Consider the following 3652-nt stretch of genomic DNA (forward strand, 5'->3'; position numbering starts at 1 on the left):
CATCAAGGGCGTGCCGACGCATGGCGGCAGCCGCATTCCGGCATGGCTGGCCGATGTCAATTCGGCGCTGACCGACCGCTATCTCGCTGCCGGACTTATCCCGATCGTCACCTCGACATCGCCGGAGCACGGGCTTCGATTGATGACCGAATCCAGGGCCTTTGGCATCACCCGCAATCCGTGGAACACCGGCCATACCAGCGGCGGCTCTTCGGGCGGTTCGGCAGCACTGGTCGCAGCCGGCGTCGTGCCGGTGGCGCATGCCTCCGATGGCGGCGGCTCGATCCGTGTGCCTGCCGCCTGCACCGGACTTGTCGGCCTGAAGACGTCGCGCGGCCGTATACCGCTGACGCCCCTGGTGAGCGAAAGCTGGTACGGCATGGTCGTCGACCATGCGCTCACCCGTTCGGTGCGCGATTGCGCGCTGCTGCTCGACCTGACCCACGGGCCCGATCCTCTGTCGCCCTATGCCGCGCCGCGGCCGAAAGGCACGTTCGCGGCTGCCGCCGCACGCGATCCCGGCAAGCTCAGTCTGGCCGTGTACCGCAAATCGCCGCTTCGCCTGCCGATCTCGGACGAGACGCTCAAGGCGCTCGACACGGCGGTGGCGCTTGCCCGCGAGGGCGGCCACACGGTCGAGGAGATCGACTTGCCCTTTATCGGCCGCGATTTCTTCGCCGATTTCTGCAGGACGGTTGCCTCCGCCGTCGCTGGCACGATGCGGGCCGAAGCGCTGCGCGTCGGCCGTTCCGTTGCTGGCGACATCGAGCGGGCCACGCGCGTGCTCGCCCGCTTCGGCGAACTGGTGTCGGCCGGCGAGACCTATGCCGACCTGCAGCGGCTGCATGCCGCCTCACGGCGGCTGATCGCAGAGACCGCGCAGTATGACGCCGTGCTGATGCCGATCATTGCCCACCCGCCGCTTGCCTGCGGCGCAATGGATCCGAAAGGCGCCGACGACCTCATCGAGAACCTGCTCGACAAGCTTCACCTGACGCCCTTGCTGAAGCTGAAGCCGTTCTTCGGCCAGTTGATGGACAAGAGCCTCTGGTTCACCCATTGGCCGGCGATCCAGAATGTCAGCGGCCAGCCATCGATCGCCCTGCCGGTCCATGTCACCGACGCCGGCCTGCCGATCGGCGTCCAGGCTGCCGGCCGTCCGGGCGACGAGGAGACGCTTTTGTCGCTCGCCGCGCAGATGGAGAAGATCTCGGGTTGGCTGGGTCGCAGGGCGCCGCTGATGGTGCCGACACGATGACGAGGTCGTGAAGCGCTCGAATATGACAGCAAAGCCATTTGCGGGCGGCGCCAATTCCCGCTAAGACGCCGCCGTCCTTACCGATCTCCAGGGAAAAAAGCCGATGACGGAAATAACCGCCACCGCCGAAATGCAGGCAGCCCTGTTGTCGCGGGCGCTGCCCTACATGCAGCGCTACGAGCACAAGACGGTCGTGGTGAAATATGGCGGCCATGCCATGGGCGACATCGAGCTCGGCAAGGCCTTCGCGCGCGACATCGCGCTGCTCAAGCAATCCGGCGTCAACCCGATCGTCGTCCACGGCGGCGGCCCGCAGATCGGCGCCATGCTGGCCAAGATGGGCATCGAATCCAAGTTCGAAGGCGGCCTGCGCGTCACCGACCAGAAGACGGTCGAGATCGTCGAAATGGTGCTGGCCGGTTCGATCAACAAGGAGATCGTCGCGCTGATCAACGCCGAGGGCGAATGGGCGATCGGCCTGTGCGGCAAGGACGGCAACATGGTGTTCGCCGAAAAGGCCCGCAAGACCATGATCGATCCGGACTCCAACATCGAGCGCGTGCTCGATCTCGGCTTCGTCGGCGAGCCGGTCGAGGTCGACCGTACCTTGCTCGATCTTCTGGCACGCTCCGAAATGATCCCGGTGCTGGCGCCGGTGGCGCCGGGACGCGATGGCCACACCTACAACATCAACGCCGACACCTTCGCCGGCGCCATTGCCGGCGCCTGCCAGGCGACGCGCCTGCTATTCCTCACCGACGTGCCGGGTGTGCTCGACAAGAACAAGAAGCTGATCGACGAACTGACCGTGGCCGAGGCCAAGGCGCTGATCAAGGACGGCACGGTCTCGGGCGGCATGATCCCCAAGGTCGAGACCTGCATCGAAGCGATCGAGCGCGGCGTCGAAGGCGTTGTCATCCTCAACGGCAAGACCCCGCATGCGGTGCTGCTGGAACTGTTCACCGAACATGGCGCCGGCACGCTGATCGTGCCCTGAGGGGCTCGTCAGCCGGCTAACTTTCTCGCCTCGGCATCTTCAATATTGTCGATGGTGGGAATGGCGGGCTTTCTGGCCGGGCGTCGAACGGACATCGATTCCTCCTCGGCATCCTGCGGCGCGCCCCAGAATTCGGCCAGCGTCGGGCCGTCTTTCACCCTGATGTCGCGGACCAGAAAGCCCCAGACCTCGCGGAACCACACGCGGCGGCCCATCTGTGTGTACCAGCGCATCGAATGGCGCTGCTCGGGATCCTTGTGGAACAGGATGCGGGCCAGCGCCTTCGGCCGTGATTGCACCGCCAGCTCGATCAGCTTGACGCTGAAGAACAGCATCCACGGCTTCAGCCGCGTCATCTGCAGCACCTGGTGCTTGTAGTCCCACAGGCGCGCATCCTGCTGGATCACCTTGCGATCCCGCGCGATGCGGAAGAACGGCGTCCAGCGATGCGGCGTCACATAAAGCGCCTGGATCTGGTCGGGGTCGTAGGCGATGAGTTGGCGAAAGCCGCGCCACAGGTCGCGAAACCCTTCGTCCTCGAAGCCGGACACCCAGGTCGCCATAGACAGGATGCCGCTGAGACGCAGCAGCCTTATCGCCTCGCGATCGGATGAGGTGCTGCCGCCCTTGCGGATTAATTGAAGCGTCTGCTCGTCGGTGTTTTCCATGCCGAGCAGCCAGCGGATGACACCGGCCTTGCGGTAGAGATGCAGGATGTCGGCATCGCGCACGATGTCGTCGGCACGGGTCGAACCGACGATCAGCACCGGCACGTTCTCGGCGATCAGGGCATCGAGGAAGGCCCGCCAGGCTTTCTTCGAGACCGTCGGATTCTCGTCGGCAAGATTGATGAGCTCGACGCCATGTTGGCGATGCAGCCATGCGATCTCCCTGGCGAATTTCACCGGATCGCGATGCCGCCAGCGGGTCCAGAAGCCGCGCTGGCCGCAATAGTTGCACAGATGCGGACAGCCGCGCGAAAACTGCATGACCACGGCCCGCTTGCCGCCCCAGTAGCTGTAACTGGGATGGTCGATCAGTTCCCAGCCGACGCGGTAGGCGTCGAGGTCGGCAATGGTCATGGCCGCCTGTGTGGCGAAGGGGCGGCTGAGATCGTCGCGATAGGCGATGCCGGCCACGCTCGCCGGCGGCTGGCGCATCTCCAGCCCTTCGATCAGCGCCACCACCGTCGCTTCGCCCTCGCCGCGCACGATGAAGTCGAAGGCATCGGTAGCGGCCAGGATGTCGCGCCAATGATAGGTCGGGAAAACGCCGCCATAGATGATGATGGTCGCCGGCTCGCGCTCCTTGATCATGCGCGCGATCACCAAGGCGGTCGGGTGCGCCGAGGTCGAGCCGGAATGGCCGATCAGGACGAAGTCGGGGTGGTCCTCCAG

General features: G+C 65.2%; 3 protein-coding genes. 2 read left to right on the forward strand and 1 reads right to left on the reverse strand.

Features of this window, described 5'->3' with window-relative positions; all coding sequences use genetic code 11:
• The coding region (locus EN884_RS29320; protein ID WP_164895222.1) for an amidase at positions 1–1258 on the forward strand (1258 nt) is incomplete at its 5' end.
• A 103-nt stretch (positions 1259–1361) separates the two neighbouring features.
• Positions 1362–2255: an acetylglutamate kinase gene (argB, locus tag EN884_RS29325; RefSeq protein WP_013528489.1), complete on the forward strand. Its 894-nt coding sequence runs from the start codon at positions 1362–1364 to the stop codon at positions 2253–2255.
• Positions 2256–2263: 8 nt separating this feature from the next.
• Here the strand turns inward: argB and EN884_RS29330 are convergent.
• The coding region (locus EN884_RS29330; protein ID WP_128360892.1) for a radical SAM protein at positions 2264–3652 on the reverse strand (1389 nt) is incomplete at its 5' end.

Origin of the sequence: Mesorhizobium sp. M7A.F.Ca.AU.001.01.1.1, from assembly GCF_004022735.1 — a bacterium.
GTDB lineage: Bacteria > Pseudomonadota > Alphaproteobacteria > Rhizobiales > Rhizobiaceae > Mesorhizobium > Mesorhizobium ciceri.